A 16,038-nucleotide genomic window follows, 5' to 3' on the forward strand; every position below is an offset into this window, starting at 1 on the left:
TTTTTAATGGAAAAGACCAAGCAAGGTGTGTCCCCGACGGTGCCGCGCCATGTCGCGATCATCATGGATGGGAATAATCGCTGGGCGAAGAAGCGTCTGTTGCCCGGTGTAGCCGGGCACAAGGCCGGTGTGGATGCGGTGCGCGCGGTCATCGAGGTGTGCGCCGAGGCCAAGGTCGAGGTGCTGACCCTGTTCGCCTTCTCCAGTGAAAACTGGCAGCGCCCGGCCGAAGAGGTCGGGGCGTTGATGGAGCTGTTCTTCTCGGCCTTGCGCCGGGAAGCCAAGCGACTCAACGACAACAACATCAGCCTGCGTATCATCGGTGATCGCTCACGCTTCCACCCTGAGCTGCAGGCCGCCATGCGCGAGGCCGAAGCGCTGACCGCAGGCGCTAACCGTTTTATCCTGCAGATCGCCGCCAACTATGGCGGTCAGTGGGATATCGCCCAGGCCGCCCAACGCCTCGCGCGTGAAGTCCAGGCCGGTCACCTGCGCCCGGAGGACATCACCCCCGAGCTGCTGCAGACCTGCCTGGCCACGGGTGACCTGCCGCTGCCCGATCTGTGCATTCGTACCGGTGGCGAGCGTCGCATCAGCAACTTCCTGTTGTGGCAACTGGCCTACGCCGAGTTGTACTTTTCCGACCTGTTCTGGCCGGACTTCAAACACGAGGCCATGCGCAACGCGCTGGCCGATTTCGCTTCGCGCCAGCGCCGCTTCGGGAAAACCAGCGAGCAGGTTGAAGCTGGAGCCCGTGCTTAATGCTTAAACAACGCATTATTACTGCGCTGATCCTGTTGCCGATCGCCCTGGGTGGTTTCTTCCTGTTGAGCGGTGTTGATTTCGCCCTGTTCATCGGTGTGGTGGTTACCCTGGGTGCCTGGGAGTGGGCGCGCCTGGCCGGCCTGGTCGCGCAAACCCTGCGGGTCGCCTACGCGGCGGTAGTCGCCGGGTTGCTGATGCTGCTCTACCTGATGCAAGAGCTGGCGCCCTGGGTGCTGGGGGCTTCGGTACTGTGGTGGGGGCTGGCAACCTGGTTGGTGCTGACCTATCCGCGCAGCAGCGAGCTGTGGGCCAGTGCTGCCTGTCGCCTGCTGATCGGCCTGCTGATCCTGCTGCCGGCCTGGCAAGGCCTGGTGCTTCTCAAACAATGGCCGCTGGGCAACTGGCTGATCATGGCGGTGATGGTGCTGGTTTGGGGGGCGGACATCGGTGCGTACTTCTCCGGCCGCGCCTTCGGCAAGCGCAAGCTGGCCCCGCAGGTCAGCCCGGGCAAGAGCTGGGAGGGCGTCTATGGCGGCCTGGCCCTGAGCCTGGTGATCACTGCGGCAGTGGGCCTGTACCGCGACTGGAGCGTTGGCGAGTTGATGCTCGGCCTGTTCGGCGCCGCCGTCGTGGTGCTGGTCTCTGTGGTCGGCGACCTGACCGAAAGCATGTTCAAGCGTCGCTCGGGGATCAAGGACAGCAGTAACTTGCTGCCTGGCCACGGTGGCGTACTGGATCGCATCGACAGCCTCACAGCGGCGATCCCGGTATTTGCGGTACTGCTCTGGGCAGCCAATTGGGGCGTGATGTGAGCGGCGTGCAGCGTATTACCGTACTGGGTGCAACCGGCTCGATCGGCCTGAGTACCCTCGATGTGATTGCCCGTCATCCACAGCGCTACCAGGTGTTCGCCCTGAGCGGCTACTCGCGCCTGCAAGAGCTGTTGGCCCTGTGTGTGCGCCACGTCCCGGCGTTTGCCGTGGTGCCCACCGCCGATGCTGCGCAGCAGTTGCGTGAGGGCCTGCGCGGTGCAGGTTTGCGCACTGAGGTGCTGGTCGGCGAAGAGGGCTTGTGCCAGGTGGCCGCTGCTGCCGAGGTCGATGCGGTCATGGCCGCGATCGTCGGTGCTGCGGGCCTGCGCCCAACCCTGGCGGCGGTCGAGGCAGGCAAGAAGGTGTTACTCGCCAACAAGGAAGCGCTGGTGATGTCTGGCGCCTTGTTCATGCAGGCAGTTCGGCGCAGTGGCGCGGTGCTGCTGCCGATCGACAGCGAGCACAACGCGATCTTCCAGTGCCTGCCGGGTGATTATTCCCGTGGCCTGGACCAGGTTGGCGTGCGCCGCATTCTGTTGACCGCCTCGGGTGGGCCGTTTCGCGAAACACCGATGGCCGAGCTCATGGATGTCAGTCCGGAGCAGGCTTGCGCCCACCCGAACTGGTCCATGGGGCGCAAGATCTCGGTCGACTCGGCCAGCATGATGAACAAGGGGCTGGAGCTGATCGAGGCCTGCTGGCTGTTCGACGCCCAGCCTGGTCAGGTCGAGGTAGTGGTGCACCCACAAAGCGTGATTCACTCGCTGGTCGATTATGTCGACGGTTCGGTGCTGGCCCAGTTGGGCAATCCGGATATGCGCACGCCGATCGCCAGTGCCCTGGCCTGGCCGGAACGTATCGATTCGGGTGTGGCGCCACTGGACCTGTTCGCGGTTGCGCGCCTGGACTTCAAGGCGCCGGATGAGCAGCGTTTCCCTTGCCTGCGTTTGGCCCGTGAGGCCGCCGAGGCGGGTAACAGCGCGCCGGCCATGCTCAATGCGGCCAATGAAGTGGCGGTGGAGGCTTTTCTCCAGCGGCGCATCCGCTTCCCAGAGATCGCGAGTATCATCGAACAAGTGCTCGATCAGGAGCCGGTGGTTGCAGTCGAGTCGCTCGATGCGGTGTTTGTCGCCGATCAGCGCGCGCGCCAACTGGCCGGACAATGGTTGGCTCATCACGGCCGCTGAGGTCTGGCGCTTTAGTGCGTCGGGCCCGGTGCCGCTGAACGTCATTCGGAGAAAGACATGAGTGCGCTCTACATGATTATCGGCACCCTGGTGGCATTGGGTGTGCTGGTCACCTTTCACGAATTCGGCCACTTCTGGGTGGCCCGGCGTTGCGGCGTCAAGGTTTTGCGTTTTTCCGTAGGTTTTGGCCCGGCGTTGCTGCGCTGGCATGACCGCTACGGCACCGAGTTCGTGGTCGCGGCCATTCCGTTGGGCGGTTATGTGAAGATGCTCGACGAGCGTGAAGGTGAAGTGCCTCGCGATCAGGCCGATCAATCCTTCAACCGCAAGAGTGTGCGTCAGCGTATTGCGATCGTTGCTGCGGGGCCGGTGGCCAACTTTCTTCTGGCCATTTTCTTCTTCTGGATCCTGGCCATGGTCGGTACCCAGCAGGAGCGCCCGGTCATCGGTGGGGTTGAGGCCGGCAGTATCGCCGAAGTGGCCGGGCTCAAAGCCGGTCAGGAAATTGTTTCGATTGATGGCAAGCCAACCAGTGGCTGGGCTGCGGTCAATCTGCAGCTCATCCGCCGCCTGGGCGAGAGCGGCCAGTTGCACATCAGTGTGCGTGAAGAGGGTGCGACGGTCGACAGCCCTCATGTGCTGACCCTGAACAACTGGCTCAAGGGTGCCGACGAGCCGGATCCGATCCGTTCGCTGGGCTTGCGCCTTTGGCGCCCGGCGTTGCCGCCGGTGCTGGCCGAACTTGATCCAAAAGGTCCGGCCCAGGCGGCAGGGCTTAAGACCGGCGACCGCCTGCTGACCCTGGATGGCCAGGCGTTGAATGACTGGCAGCAGGTGGTTGATACCGTGCGCGGTCGTGCGGGCAGCAAGATCGTCTTGGGTATCGAGCGTGACGGTGCGCCACTGCAACTGCCGGTCATTCTGGCCAGTCGCGGTGAAGGTGATTCGGCCAAAGGTTACCTGGGGGCGGGGGTCAAGGCGGTGAAGTGGCCGGATGCCATGCTTCGCGAGGTCAGCTACGGGCCGCTGGAGGCCGTAGGGGAGGGGGTTTCCCGGACCTGGAGCATGAGTGTTCTGACCCTCGAATCGCTGAAGAAAATGCTGTTCGGCGAGCTCTCGGTAAAAAACTTGAGCGGACCGATAACCATTGCTAAAGTGGCGGGCGCTTCGGCCCAGTCCGGCGTTGGAGATTTCCTGAATTTCCTCGCCTACCTGAGCATTAGCCTGGGGGTTCTTAACTTGCTGCCCATTCCTGTACTGGATGGGGGGCATTTGCTGTTCTACCTGATTGAGTGGGTGCGTGGTCGTCCGCTCTCGGATCGGGTGCAAGGTTGGGGGGTCCAGATCGGTATCAGTTTGGTAGTCGGGGTGATGTTGCTTGCCCTGATCAACGATTTGGGTCGACTGTAACGCTTCGCTCAATTGCGAACCTGTCGCGTCCCGCGACGGGTCGTTTATTGCCAGTTGGAATAAGAAAGGACTTCATGAAACGTCTGCTGCTAACTGCGGTTCTCGCCGTACTGATGATCGCTGAAGTTCACGCCGAGTCCTTCACCATCTCCGATATTCGTGTCAATGGTCTGCAGCGGGTTTCCGCGGGCAGCGTTTTTGGTGCCTTGCCATTGAACGTCGGCGATGAGGCCGATGACCGGCGCTTGGTGGAATCCACCCGGTCCCTGTTCAAGACCGGTTTCTTCCAGGACATCCAACTGAGCCGGGACGGCAACGTCCTGATCATTACCGTGGTCGAGCGTCCTTCGGTGTCGAGCATCGAGATCGAAGGCAACAAGGCCATCAGCACCGAAGACCTGATGAAAGGCCTGAAGCAGTCCGGTCTGTCCGAAGGTGAAATCTTCCAGCGTGCCACCCTTGAAGGTGTACGTAACGAGCTGCAACGCCAGTATGTCGCCCAAGGCCGCTACTCGGCCGAGGTTGACACCGAAGTGGTGCCGCAGCCGCGCAACCGTGTGGGCCTGAAGATCAAGATCAACGAAGGCACCGTTGCCGCGATCCAGCATATCAACGTGGTCGGCAACACCGTCTTCCCTGATGAAGACCTGATCGGCCTGTTCGAGCTCAAGACCACCAACTGGCTGTCGTTCTTCAAGAACGATGACAAGTACGCCCGCGAAAAACTTTCCGGCGACCTGGAACGTCTGCGTTCCTACTACCTGGACCGCGGCTACATCAACATGGACATCGCTTCCACCCAGGTGTCGATCACCCCGGACAAGAAGCACGTCTACATCACCGTCAACGTCAACGAAGGAGAGAAGTACACCGTTCGTGACGTCAAACTCTCCGGTGACCTCAAGGTGCCTGAGGACCAGGTCAAGTCGCTGCTGCTGGTGCAGCCGGGCCAGGTGTTCTCGCGCAAGGTGATGACCACCACGTCCGAGCTGATCACCCGCCGTCTGGGTAACGAAGGCTACACCTTCGCCAACGTCAACGGCGTGCCACAGCCGCACGATGACGATCACACTGTCGATATCACCTTCGTGGTCGACCCAGGCAAGCGTGCCTATGTCAACCGCATCAACTTCCGCGGCAACACCAAGTCCGAAGACGAAGTGCTGCGCCGCGAAATGCGCCAGATGGAAGGCGGCTGGGCTTCGACCTACCTGATCGACCAGTCCAAGACCCGTCTGGAGCGCCTGGGCTTCTTCAAGGAAGTCAACGTCGAAACCCCGGCCGTACCGGGTACCGACGACCAGGTCGACGTCAACTACAGCGTCGAAGAGCAAGCCTCCGGTTCGATCACCGCGAGCGTCGGTTTCGCCCAGAGTGCGGGCCTGATCCTCGGTGGTTCGATCAGCCAGAACAACTTCCTGGGTACCGGTAACAAGGTGTCCCTCGGCCTGACCCGTAGTGAGTACCAGAGCCGCTACAACTTCGGCTACGTAGATCCCTACTGGACTGCCGACGGCGTCAGCCTGGGCTACAACGCCTTCTATCGCACCACCGACTACGATGACCTCGACGTCGACGTGGCCAGCTATGCGGTCGACAGTCTGGGTGCCGGTGTCAGCGTCGGCTACCCGATCAGCGAAACCTCGCGCTTGACCTTTGGCCTGACCGTACAGCAGGACGAGATCAAGACCGGCAAGTACACCGTTGATGAGATCTTCAAGTTTGTCAACGATGAAGGCGACAAGTACCTGAACTTCAAGGCGTCGGCCGGCTGGTCCGAGTCGACCCTGAACAAGGGTGTACTGGCTACTCGTGGTCACTCGCAAAGCCTGGTGCTGGAAGCCACCACCCCGGGTAGCGACCTGTCGTTCTTCAAGCTGGATTACCGTGGCCAGCTGTTCAAGCCGATTACCAACGATTACACCCTGCGCCTGCACACCGAGCTGGGCTATGGTGACGGGTTTGGCGGTACTTCCGGCCTACCGTTCTACGAGAACTACTACGCCGGTGGTTTCAACTCGGTACGTGGTTTCAAGGACAGCAGCCTGGGTCCACGCAGCACCCCGAGCCGTGGTGCAGCTGTGACCGGTAACCAAGGCACTATCGCCGACCCGGATCAGGATCCGCTGCCGTTCGGTGGTAACGTCCTCGTTCAGGGCGGTATGGAACTGCTGTTCCCGCTGCCGTTCGTCAAGGATCAGCGCTCGCTGCGCACCTCGGTCTTCTGGGATGTGGGTAACGTTTTCGACACCAACTGCGGTTCCAAGCCGGACTGCGAGAAGGTCGGCCTGTCGGGCTTGGCCAGTTCCGTCGGCCTGGGCGTAACCTGGATTACCGCACTCGGTCCGCTGAGCTTCAGCCTGGCAATGCCGATCAAGAAGCCAGACGAAGCCGATACCCAGGTGTTCCAATTCTCTCTGGGTCAGACCTTCTAAGGTCTGCCCCTTGCTAACGACAACGGATTCTGTAGGAGTGCATCGTGCGTAAGTTGACTCAACTGGCAGTACTGGCTGCGACCCTGATCGCAACCCCGGCTTTCGCCGAAATGAAGGTAGCGGTGCTGAACTATCAAATGGCCCTGCTCGAGTCGGATGCGGCGAAGAAGTACGCCGTCGATGCCGAGAAGAAGTTTGGTCCGCAACTGACCAAGCTGAAAAACCTGGAAAGCAGCGCCAAGGGCATCGCCGACCGCATTCGTGCCGGTGGTGACAAGATGGCTCAGCCTGAGCGCGAGCGCCTGGAGCTGGAATACAAGCAGAAAGCCCGTGACTTCCAGTTCCAGTCCAAGGAACTGAACGAGTCCAAGGCCGTAGCTGACCGCGAGATGCTCAAGCAACTGAAGCCAAAACTCGACGGCGCGGTTGAAGAAGTGATCAAGAAAGGCGGTTTCGACCTGGTTCTCGAGCGTGGCGCGGTCATTGATGTCAAACCTCAGTACGACATCACCCGCCAGGTCATCGAGCGTATGAATCAGTCCCGTTGATCATGACCGTGACCATGAAACTCGGCCAGCTGGCCGAGTTCCTCGGCGCCACCCTGAGTGGCCCCGAGGAGCTGGAAATCACTGGCCTGGCGACCCTTCAGGAAGCCGGGCCGGGGCAGTTGAGCTTCCTCGCCAACCCGCAGTACCGCAAGTACCTGGGCGAAAGCCACGCGGCAGCGATTCTGCTCAAGGCAGATGACGCCGAAGGTTTTGCCGGCAATGCGCTGATCGTTCCCGACCCGTACCTTGCCTATGCGCGCATCTCCCACCTGTTCGATCCGAAGCCCAAGGCTGTAGCGGGAGTCCATCCCAGCGCCGTGGTAGCCAGCGATGCCCAGGTGGATGTCAGCGCCAGCATCGGTGCTTGCGCGGTGATCGAGAGCGGTGCGCAGATTGGCCCGGGCGTAACCATCGGTGCTCAGTGCTTCGTCGGCGCCCGTTGCGTGATCGGTGAGGGCGGTTGGTTGGCCCCGCGAGTAACCCTGTACCACGATGTGCGCATCGGCAAGCGCGTGGTCATCCAGTCCGGCGCGGTGATCGGGGGTGAAGGCTTCGGCTTTGCCAACGAGAAGGGCGTTTGGCAGAAGATCGCCCAGATCGGTGGCGTGAGCATCGGTGACGATGTCGAGATCGGGGTCAACACTGCAGTTGACCGCGGTGCCCTGGCCGACACCCGCATCGGTGACGGGGTCAAACTCGACAATCAGATTCAGATCGCCCATAACGTGCAGATCGGCGATCATACAGCGATGGCGGCGTGCGTCGGTATTTCCGGCAGTACCAAGATCGGCAAGCATTGCACCATCGCCGGCGGTGTCGGCATGGTTGGTCACATTGATGTCTGCGACAACGTTTTCGTATCTGGCATGACCATGGTCACCCGCTCGATTACCGAGCCGGGCGCTTATTCTTCCGGTACGGCGATGCAACCGCTGGCTGAGTGGCGCAAGAGTGCCGCACGAATTCGCCAGTTGGATGAGATGTCAAAACGCCTTCAACAGCTGGAAAAGCGTATCGCCGCCGTGACCTCCGGCGATAATGCTTCATCAGAAGGCTGATACCATTTCCTGATCAAGCGTGAGCAGCCCTAGACTGTCTCTTTGATTTGCTAAAGGAGCGCCGTGTGAAAACCGGCGCTCCCTATCTTTACTACAGGCTTCCCCCCGAAATGATGGACATCAACGAGATTCGCGAATACCTGCCTCACCGTTACCCGTTCCTGTTGGTGGACCGGGTTGTGGAACTGGACGTCGAGGCTCAGCGCATTCGTGCCTACAAGAATGTCAGCATCAACGAACCTTTCTTCAATGGTCACTTCCCGGCGCACCCGATCATGCCGGGCGTGCTGATCATCGAAGCCATGGCCCAGGCGGCCGGTATCCTTGGCTTCAAGATGCTCGACGTGAAACCTGCGGACGGTACCCTGTACTACTTCGTCGGTTCCGACAAACTGCGCTTCCGCCAGCCCGTGCTGCCAGGTGACCAGTTGATCCTCGAGGCCAAGTTCATCAGTTGCAAGCGCCAGATCTGGAAGTTCGCGTGCCAGGCGTCGGTCGACGGCAAGCCGGTATGCTCGGCCGAGATCATCTGCGCGGAACGTAAACTATGAGTTTGATTGACCCTCGGGCAATCATCGACCCCTCGGCAAAGCTTGCCGACGGTGTCGAGGTAGGCCCTTGGTCGATCATCGGTGCCGGGGTAGAGATCGACGAGGGGACCGTCATTGGTCCGCACGTGATTCTCAAGGGGCCGACCCGCATCGGTCGGCACAATCGCATCTACCAGTTTTCCTCGGTGGGCGAAGACACCCCTGACCTCAAATACAAGGGTGAAGCCACGCGCCTGGTGATTGGCGATCACAACGTGATCCGCGAAGGCGTGACCATCCATCGTGGCACCGTGCAGGACCGCGCGGAAACCACCCTGGGCGATCACAACCTGATCATGGCCTACGCCCACATCGGCCATGACAGCGTCATTGGCAACCATTGCATCCTGGTCAACAACACCGCATTGGCGGGCCATGTGCACGTGGACGACTGGGCGATCCTCTCCGGGTTCACCCTGGTGCATCAGTTCTGTCATATCGGCGCCCACAGTTTTTCCGGCATGGGCACGGCGATCGGCAAGGATGTACCGGCCTACGTCACCGTATTCGGCAACCCGGCCGAGGCGCGCAGCATGAACTTCGAGGGCATGCGTCGGCGTGGTTTCAGCGAAGACGCCATTCATGCCCTGCGCCGGGCCTACAAGGTGGTCTACCGCCAGGGCCTGACCGTCGAGCAGGCAATTGCCGAGCTGGTAGAGCCGGCTAGCCAGTTCCCTGAAGTCGACGTGTTCCTCAAGTCGATCCAGAACTCCACCCGCGGCATCACCCGCTGACATGGCCGAGCTTTGTGTAGCGCTGGTGGCGGGAGAGGCCAGCGGCGATATTCTCGGCGCCGGGTTGATGCGCGCGCTCAAGGCGCGCCATCCGCAGGTACGCTTCATCGGTGTGGGTGGGCCGTTGATGCAGGCAGAAGGCCTGACCTCGTACTTCCCGATGGAACGCCTGGCGGTGATGGGTCTGGTGGAGGTGCTAGGGCGCCTGCGCGAACTGCTCAAGCGCCGCAAGGAACTGATCCAGACCCTGATCGCCGAGCGCCCGGACGTGTTCATCGGCATTGATGCGCCGGACTTCACTCTCAATATCGAACTGAACCTGCGTAAAGCCGGGATCAAGACCGTGCATTACGTCAGCCCGTCGGTGTGGGCTTGGCGGCAAAAGCGTGTGCTGAAGATTCGCGAAGGCTGCGACCTGATGCTCACCCTGTTTCCGTTCGAAGCCAGGTTCTATGAAGAGAAGGGCGTGCCGGTGCGCTTTGTCGGCCATCCGCTGGCCGACAGCATTCCGCTGGACGCTGACCGTAACGCTGCCCGTGAACAGCTGGGTCTGGTCGAGGGGCCGTTGGTTGCCCTGATGCCCGGCAGCCGTGGCGGTGAGGTTGGTCGCCTGGGGGCGTTGTTCCTCGATACTGCCCAGCGTCTTCGTGAACTGGTACCTGGGGTGCATTTCGTTTCCCCTTGCGCCAATGCCGAACGCCGTGCCCAGCTTGAGCAGATGCTTCAGGGCCGCGACTTGCCGGTGACTCTGCTCGATGGTCGTTCGCACCAGGCCCTGGCCGCTTGCGATGCGGTGCTGATTGCCTCTGGTACCGCGACCCTTGAAGCCTTGCTGTTCAAGCGGCCGATGGTGGTGGCCTACCGTTTGGCGCCGCTGACCTACTGGATTTTGAAACGCCTGGTTAAAAGCCCGTACGTCTCCCTGCCCAACCTGCTGGCCCAGCGCATGCTGGTGCCCGAATTGCTGCAGGAAGCAGCCACTGCCGAGGCCCTGGCCCAGACCCTGGCGCCACTGGTGCAGGGCGGTGTGCAGCAGACCGAAGGTTTTGACCAGATCCACCGTACTTTACGCCGCGATGCCTCGAATCAGGCAGCTGACGCGGTGCTGACCCTGCTGGAAAGCCGATAGATGCAAATGGGATTGGACTTCAACCTGGTCGAGGACCTGGTCGCCGGTGTCGATGAAGTGGGCCGTGGCCCGCTGTGTGGCGCCGTGGTTACCGCCGCCGTGATTCTCGACCCGCAACGGCCGATTCTGGGGCTCAACGATTCGAAAAAGCTCACTGAAGCCAAGCGTGAAAAGCTTTTTGACGAAATTTGTGAAAAAGCCCTGAGCTACTGTATTGCCCGTGCCGAGGTCGAGGAAATCGACCAGTTGAACATTCTTCACGCCACCATGCTGGCCATGCAGCGTGCGGTTGAAGGCCTGAGCGTGACGCCAAAATTGGCGCTGATCGACGGTAATCGCTGCCCGCAGTTGTCGGTGCCAGCGGCGCCGGTGGTCAAGGGTGATAGCCAGGTACCGGCGATTGCTGCGGCATCGATTTTGGCCAAGGTCACCCGTGACCGGGAAATGGCCGCCTTCGAGTTGATTTACCCCGGCTACGGCATTGGCGGGCACAAGGGCTACCCGACGCCGGTGCACCTCGAAGCCCTGGCACGCCTGGGGCCGACGCCGATTCATCGGCGCTCCTTTGCACCGGTGCGCGCCGCCTTCGAGGCCCGCGATGCGCTCAGTGGCGGGTTCGCCGAGGTCTGACCGGGCGAGGCGGGCGTCACGCGTCAGGACTGCCCCACACTGGCTGTTGTTTTGATCAAGGCCCGGTACAATCCGGGCCTTGTTGTTTTGTGCTGCTATAGGATCATCATGTCGGCCTCTTTCGTTCATCTTCGCCTGCACACCGAATTCTCGCTGGTCGATGGCCTGGTGCGGATCAAGCCGCTGGCCAAGGCCTTGGCGGCGATGAACATGCCGGCGGTCGCGGTTACCGACCAGAGCAACATGTGCTCGCTGGTCAAGTTCTACAAGAACGCCATGGGCGCCGGCATCAAGCCGATCTGCGGCGCCGACCTGTGGCTGGCCAACAGCGATCCGGATGCGCCGCTGTCGCGTATCTGCCTGCTGGCCATGGATGCCCAGGGCTACCGCAACCTGACCGAGCTGATTTCTCGTGGCTGGGTCGATGGCCAGCGCAATGGCCTGGTGATTATCGAACGCCCGTGGATCGCCGAGGCCAGCGAGGGCCTGATTGCCTTGTCTGCGGCCAAGGAAGGCGACATCGGCATGGCGTTGCTCAATGGCAACCCGGATGAAGCTGAAGCTTTGCTGTGCGATTGGCTGCAGATGTTCCCGCAACGTTTCTACGTCGAGGTACAGCGTACCAACCGCGCCGGTGACGAGGAGTACCTGCACGCTGCCGTGGCCCTGGCCGACAAGCTCGACGCGCCGCTAGTGGCGACCAACGATGTGCGCTTCATCAAACAGACCGACTACGACGCCCACGAAACCCGCGTCTGCATCGGCGAGGGCCGGGCCCTGGATGACCCGCGTCGTTCGCGCAACTACAGCGACCAGCAGTACCTGAAAAGCCCGGAAGAAATGGCCGAGCTGTTCAATGACCTGCCCGAGGCGATTGCCAACACGGTCGAAATCGCCAAGCGTTGCAACATCCAGGTGCAATTGGGCAAGCACTTCCTGCCGGACTTCCCGACGCCCAACGGCATGGGCATCGATGATTACCTGCGCCACGTCTCCCACGAAGGCCTGGAAGAGCGCCTGGCGGTACTGTGGCCAAAAGAAACCACGCCGAATTATGAAGAGAAGCGTCAGGTCTACCTCGACCGGTTGAAGTTCGAGCTGGATATCATCATCCAGATGGGCTTCCCCGGTTACTTCCTGATCGTTATGGACTTCATCAAGTGGGCCAAGAACAACGGCGTGCCGGTCGGCCCGGGCCGGGGTTCGGGTGCCGGTTCGCTGGTGGCCTACGTCCTGAAGATTACCGACCTCGACCCGCTGGCCTATGACCTGCTGTTCGAACGCTTCCTCAACCCGGAACGGGTATCGATGCCCGACTTCGACGTCGACTTCTGCATGGACGGTCGCGACCGGGTCATCGAGTATGTGGCCGACGCCTACGGGCGCAACGCGGTGAGCCAGATCATCACCTTCGGCACCATGGCGGCCAAGGCGGTGGTGCGTGATGTGGCGCGGGTGCAGGGCAAGTCCTACGGTCTGGCCGACCGCCTGTCGAAGATGATCCCCTTCGAAGTCGGCATGACCCTGGACAAAGCCTACGAGCAGGAAGAGATCCTGCGCGATTTCCTCAAGACCGACGAGGACGCCAAGGAAATCTGGGACATGGCCCTGAAGCTTGAGGGTGTCTGTCGCGGTACCGGTAAACATGCCGGTGGTGTGGTTATCGCCCCGACCAAGCTCACCGACTTCTCGCCGATCGCCTGTGATGAAGAGGGCGGCGGCCTGGTCACCCAGTTCGACAAGGATGACGTCGAGGCCGCGGGCCTGGTGAAGTTCGACTTCCTCGGCCTGCGGACCCTGACCATCATCAAGTGGGCGATGGAAACCATCAACCGCGAGCAGGCCAAGCACGGCCTGGAAGACCTGAACATCGATTTCATCCCGCTGGATGACAAGAAAACCTACGAACTGCTGCAAAAAGCCGAAACTACGGCGGTGTTCCAGCTTGAATCGCGGGGCATGAAGGAGCTGATCAAGAAGCTCAAGCCTGACTGCCTGGAAGACCTGATCGCACTGGTGGCGTTGTTCCGTCCCGGCCCGCTGCAATCGGGCATGGTGGATGACTTCATCAACCGCAAGCACGGTCGTGCCGAACTTGCCTACCCGCATTCGGACTACCAGTACGAAGGCCTCAAACCGGTTCTGGCGCCGACCTACGGCATCATCCTGTACCAGGAACAGGTGATGCAGATCGCGCAGGTCATGGCCGGTTACACCCTCGGTGGTGCGGACATGCTGCGCCGGGCCATGGGTAAGAAAAAGCCCGAGGAAATGGCCAAGCAGCGCGGTGGCTTCATCGAAGGTTGTGCCAGCAACAATATCGATCCGGACCTTGCCGGTAACATTTTTGACCTGGTAGAGAAGTTCGCCGGTTACGGGTTCAACAAATCTCACTCCGCCGCTTACGGCCTGGTGTCCTACCAGACCGCCTGGCTCAAGACGCACCACCCGGCACCGTTCATGGCTGCGGTACTGTCGGCGGATATGCACAACACCGACAAGGTCGTGACCTTGATCGAGGAAGTGCGCAGCATGAAGCTGCGCCTCGATGCGCCGGATGTGAACACCTCCGACTTCAAGTTCACCGTCAATAACGATGGCCGTATCGTCTATGGCCTGGGTGCGATCAAGGGCGTGGGCGAGGGGCCGGTCGAGGCCATCGTCGAAGCCCGGGCAGGCGGTCCGTTCAAGGACCTGTTCGACTTTTGCGAGCGGGTCGACCTAAAACGCATCAACAAACGCACCCTCGACGCACTGATCCGCAGTGGCGCGCTGGACCGTCTGGGCCCGTACTTCCACGACGAGCTCAAGGCTTATCAGGCCAACATCGACCGCAATCGCGCGGTGCTGCTGGCGGCGATGGAAGAAGCGATCAAGGCTGCCGAACAGATCGCACGCACCGCTGACAGCGGCCACGCCGACCTGTTTGGCGGGCTGTTCGTCGAAGAAGACGCCGATGTCTATGGCAATCACCGCAAGGCCCGCGAGCTGACGCTCAAAGAGCGCCTGCGTGGTGAAAAGGACACCCTGGGGCTGTACCTGACCGGTCACCCGATTGATGAGTACGAAGGCGAGATCCGCCGTTTTGCCCGCCAGCGCATCATCGATCTCAAGCCTGCGCGCGATACTCAGACCGTTGCCGGGATGATCATTGCCCTGCGCGTGATGAAGAACAAGAAGGGCGACAAGATGGGCTTCGTCACCCTCGACGACCGTTCCGGGCGTATCGAGGCGTCGCTGTTCGCCGATGCCTTCATGGCCAACCAGGCCTTGCTGCAGACCGATGCTATGGTGGTGGTTGAAGGCGAGGTCAGCAACGATGACTTCTCTGGCGGCTTGCGCCTGCGGGTCAAGCGGGTGATGAGCATGGAAGATGCGCGCACCAACCTGGCTGAGAGCCTGCGCCTGAAAGTACACAGCGACGCCCTCAAGGGCGACCGGCTGAACTGGTTGGGCGAGCTGTTCAAGCGCCACCGCGGTGCCTGCCCGATCACCATGGAGTACACCGGCAGCGATGCCAAGGCCATGCTGCAGTTCGGCGAAAGCTGGCGTATCGACCCTGCCGACGGCCTGATTCAGGCCCTGCGTGACCAGTTCGGACGTGAGAACGTCTTTTTGCAATATCGATGAATTTTTAATCTCGACCTGAATGCGCCTGATCCCTTAAGGTAGGGCGCCAAACGGATCAACCGGCCGGCCGCCTGGCCGTAGACCCAAGACGGATGCCTATGAACCCGAATTTTCTGGATTTCGAACAGCCGATTGCTGACCTGCAAGCCAAGATCGAAGAGCTGCGCCTGGTTGGCAATGACAACTCGCTGAACATCGGCGATGAGATTGCCCGTCTGCAAGACAAGAGCAGCACCCTGACCGAGAGCATTTTCGGCAACCTGACCAGCTGGCAGATCGCCCGCCTGGCGCGCCACCCGCGTCGCCCGTACACCCTGGACTACATCGAGCACATCTTCACCGAGTTCGACGAACTGCACGGCGACCGTCATTTCTCCGATGACGCCGCTATCGTTGGTGGTATCGCGCGTCTGGACGACAAGCCGGTGATGGTCATCGGTCACCAGAAAGGCCGCGAAGTGCGCGAAAAGGTTCGCCGCAACTTCGGCATGCCGCGCCCTGAAGGCTACCGCAAGGCTTGCCGCCTGATGGAAATGGCCGAGCGCTTCAAGATGCCGATCCTGACCTTCATCGACACTCCGGGCGCCTACCCAGGCATCGACGCCGAAGAGCGCAACCAGAGCGAAGCGATTGCCTGGAACCTGCGCGTCATGGCGCGCCTGAAAACCCCGATCATCGCCACCGTTATCGGTGAAGGTGGATCGGGCGGTGCCCTGGCCATTGGTGTCTGCGATCAGCTGAACATGCTGCAGTATTCGACCTACTCGGTGATCTCGCCGGAAGGTTGCGCCTCGATCCTGTGGAAGACCGCCGAAAAGGCCTCGGATGCTGCCGAGGCCATGGGTATCACCGCCGAGCGCCTGAAAGGCCTGGGCATTGTCGACAAGGTCATTGCCGAGCCTCTGGGCGGCGCGCACCGTGATCCGGCGAAGATGGCCGGCAACGTTCGCGGCGAGCTGATCGAGCAACTCGACATGCTCAAGAAGTTCGACAACGACGCGCTGCTCAAGCGCCGTTACGACCGTCTGATGAGCTACGGGCTCTGATCAATCGCGGGTCAAGCCCGCTCCCACAGAGTGCTAGGCAAACTGTGGGAGATTCTATGGTTTT

The 16,038-nt window shown here is 61.1% G+C and carries 13 protein-coding genes; all 13 read left to right on the forward strand.

Annotated features, from left to right (window positions below):
- Nucleotides 1-6 precede the first annotated feature (6 nt).
- The 13 genes from uppS (at nucleotide 7) to M5G17_RS12820 (ending at nucleotide 15,974) form a co-directional block, all read left to right on the forward strand.
- The gene (gene uppS, locus M5G17_RS12760; protein ID WP_273893271.1) at nucleotides 7-762 is read left to right on the forward strand and encodes a polyprenyl diphosphate synthase; all 756 of its coding nucleotides are present in this window, start codon (nucleotides 7-9) and stop codon (nucleotides 760-762) included.
- Complete coding sequence (locus tag M5G17_RS12765; protein ID WP_273893272.1) at nucleotides 762-1,577, forward strand: phosphatidate cytidylyltransferase; 816 nt, start codon at nucleotides 762-764, stop codon at nucleotides 1,575-1,577. The genes uppS and M5G17_RS12765 overlap by 1 nt, the downstream gene beginning before the upstream one ends.
- Nucleotides 1,574-2,764: a 1-deoxy-D-xylulose-5-phosphate reductoisomerase gene (gene ispC / locus M5G17_RS12770; protein ID WP_273893274.1), complete on the forward strand. Its 1,191-nt coding sequence runs from the start codon at nucleotides 1,574-1,576 to the stop codon at nucleotides 2,762-2,764. The genes M5G17_RS12765 and ispC overlap by 4 nt, the downstream gene beginning before the upstream one ends.
- A gap of 57 nt (nucleotides 2,765-2,821) precedes the next feature.
- Nucleotides 2,822-4,174, forward strand: coding sequence for a sigma E protease regulator RseP (gene rseP / locus M5G17_RS12775; RefSeq protein WP_273893275.1), 1,353 nt, complete (start codon nucleotides 2,822-2,824; stop codon nucleotides 4,172-4,174).
- A gap of 74 nt (nucleotides 4,175-4,248) precedes the next feature.
- Nucleotides 4,249-6,609: an outer membrane protein assembly factor BamA gene (gene bamA / locus M5G17_RS12780; RefSeq protein ID WP_273893276.1), complete on the forward strand. Its 2,361-nt coding sequence runs from the start codon at nucleotides 4,249-4,251 to the stop codon at nucleotides 6,607-6,609.
- Between the two features lie 44 nt (nucleotides 6,610-6,653).
- On the forward strand, nucleotides 6,654-7,157 hold the full coding sequence (locus M5G17_RS12785) for an OmpH/Skp family outer membrane protein (RefSeq protein ID WP_038996736.1): 504 nt from the start codon (nucleotides 6,654-6,656) through the stop codon (nucleotides 7,155-7,157).
- Between the two features lie 2 nt (nucleotides 7,158-7,159).
- Nucleotides 7,160-8,215 carry a UDP-3-O-(3-hydroxymyristoyl)glucosamine N-acyltransferase gene (gene lpxD / locus M5G17_RS12790; protein ID WP_420793366.1) on the forward strand — a complete coding sequence of 352 codons (1,056 nt, stop codon included), beginning with the start codon at nucleotides 7,160-7,162 and terminating at the stop codon, nucleotides 8,213-8,215.
- A 110-nt stretch (nucleotides 8,216-8,325) separates the two neighbouring features.
- Nucleotides 8,326-8,766 (forward strand): 3-hydroxyacyl-ACP dehydratase FabZ, encoded by a 441-nt coding sequence (gene fabZ / locus M5G17_RS12795; protein ID WP_130263462.1) that lies wholly within the window; start codon nucleotides 8,326-8,328, stop codon nucleotides 8,764-8,766.
- Nucleotides 8,763-9,539: an acyl-ACP--UDP-N-acetylglucosamine O-acyltransferase gene (gene lpxA, locus M5G17_RS12800; protein WP_273893278.1), complete on the forward strand. Its 777-nt coding sequence runs from the start codon at nucleotides 8,763-8,765 to the stop codon at nucleotides 9,537-9,539. Before fabZ ends, lpxA begins: the two co-directional genes overlap by 4 nt.
- Nucleotide 9,540: 1 nt before the next feature.
- Nucleotides 9,541-10,668: a lipid-A-disaccharide synthase gene (gene lpxB, locus M5G17_RS12805; RefSeq protein ID WP_273893279.1), complete on the forward strand. Its 1,128-nt coding sequence runs from the start codon at nucleotides 9,541-9,543 to the stop codon at nucleotides 10,666-10,668.
- The gene (gene rnhB, locus M5G17_RS12810) at nucleotides 10,669-11,298 is read left to right on the forward strand and encodes a ribonuclease HII (protein WP_273893280.1); all 630 of its coding nucleotides are present in this window, start codon (nucleotides 10,669-10,671) and stop codon (nucleotides 11,296-11,298) included.
- Between the two features lie 108 nt (nucleotides 11,299-11,406).
- Nucleotides 11,407-14,928: a DNA polymerase III subunit alpha gene (dnaE, locus tag M5G17_RS12815; RefSeq protein WP_273893281.1), complete on the forward strand. Its 3,522-nt coding sequence runs from the start codon at nucleotides 11,407-11,409 to the stop codon at nucleotides 14,926-14,928.
- Nucleotides 14,929-15,026: 98 nt separating this feature from the next.
- Nucleotides 15,027-15,974 (forward strand): acetyl-CoA carboxylase carboxyltransferase subunit alpha, encoded by a 948-nt coding sequence (locus tag M5G17_RS12820; RefSeq protein ID WP_273893282.1) that lies wholly within the window; start codon nucleotides 15,027-15,029, stop codon nucleotides 15,972-15,974.
- Nucleotides 15,975-16,038 lie beyond the last annotated feature (64 nt).

The sequence above is a fragment of the Pseudomonas rubra genome (genome assembly GCF_028656935.1).
GTDB classification, from domain to species: domain Bacteria; phylum Pseudomonadota; class Gammaproteobacteria; order Pseudomonadales; family Pseudomonadaceae; genus Aquipseudomonas; species Aquipseudomonas rubra.